The sequence below is a fragment of the Phytoactinopolyspora endophytica genome, from assembly GCF_004138495.1.
GTDB classification, from domain to species: Bacteria; Actinomycetota; Actinomycetes; order Jiangellales; family Jiangellaceae; genus Phytoactinopolyspora; species Phytoactinopolyspora endophytica.
This window is the reverse complement of record NZ_ML142863.1, coordinates 112,025-113,225: the sequence shown is the minus strand read 5'-3', so window position 1 is coordinate 113,225 and position 1,201 is coordinate 112,025. Positions and strand designations below refer to the sequence as shown.

Below are 1,201 nucleotides of genomic sequence, written 5' to 3'. Positions count from 1 at the left end.
TGGACGACGAACGGCTCGTTCCCATCCGGCTGTGCATTGATGACATGGGAGATACGCTCCACCGACAAGGGAGTTGTGAGCCGGAAGGGGGTCAGGGTGCAGCCGGTCGCGGACGCCGAGATCGTGCGACGCTGGTGCCGGGCAGGGCTCGACGGGCTCGCCGATACGCGCGAGGAGATCGACGCGCTCAACGTGTATCCGGTGCCGGACGGCGATACCGGCACCAACTTGTATCTCACGATGGAGGCGGCCTGCGCCGCTGTGGATCAGGAATGCGGGCAGGATGCTGACGTGGGCGCCGTCGTCGAGGCGATGGCCCGGGGCGCCTTGCTGGGCGCGCGGGGAAACTCCGGGATCATTCTGGCGCAGATGCTGCGCGGCGTGGCCGGCGTTCTGGCCCGCCCCGGCACGACCCTCGCCGATGGCCGGGCACTGGCGCTGGCGTTGGAGAACGCGGCTGAGTCCGCGTACGGCGCGGTCCAGGAGCCGGTCGAAGGCACCATCCTCACGGTCGCCCGGGCCGCGGCCGCCGGAGCCCGTGCCCACGGCGAGCGGGAGGCAACGGACCACGATGAGCAGCTCACCGGACTTTCCGGGGTCGCTCTCGCCGCCGCCCTGGCCGCCAGGAGGGCGCTGGCCGAGACACCGCACCAGCTCGACGTGCTGCGCCGCGCCGGTGTGGTGGACGCCGGAGGACGCGGTCTCGTGGTTCTGCTCGATGCGTTCGACACCGTCCTGACCGGGCGCCGGCCGCTGCCCGCACCGCGCCGGGTCGGAGAGCACCACGTGCCGGTGCCGACGGCCGAACACGGGCAGAGGCCGAGCTGGCCGCCGGCGGCACCGGACGATGACGCGGCGGCCGGTGCCTCGGCCGCGGAAGCCGAAGCGCCGGGGGGTATGAGGGCGTGCGTGCACGACGCGGCGCCGTCCCCGGCGGACCCGGGGCGTCGCGCGCCTGCATATGAGGTGATGTACCTCCTCGACGCCCCCGACAACGAGATCCCAGGACTGCGAGATGCGTTGGCAGGCCTGGGCGACTCGCTCGTCGTCGTCGGCGGTGATGGCGAGTGGAACGTGCATGTCCACGTCGACGACGCCGGTGCGGCGATCGAGGCTGGAGTGGCGGTGGGCCGACCGTATCGGATCAGCGTCACGCACCTGACGTCGCACGGTCCGCCGGAGCCGCCCGGCGAACGCCTGG

General features: G+C 72.4%; 1 protein-coding gene. It reads left to right on the top strand.

Annotation, left to right across the window (positions count from 1 at the left end; genetic code table 11):
- Positions 1 to 75: 75 nt before the first annotated feature.
- On the top strand, positions 76 to 1,201 hold a 1,126-nt coding region (locus ELR45_RS24765; RefSeq protein ID WP_205857197.1), incomplete at its 3' end, for a DAK2 domain-containing protein.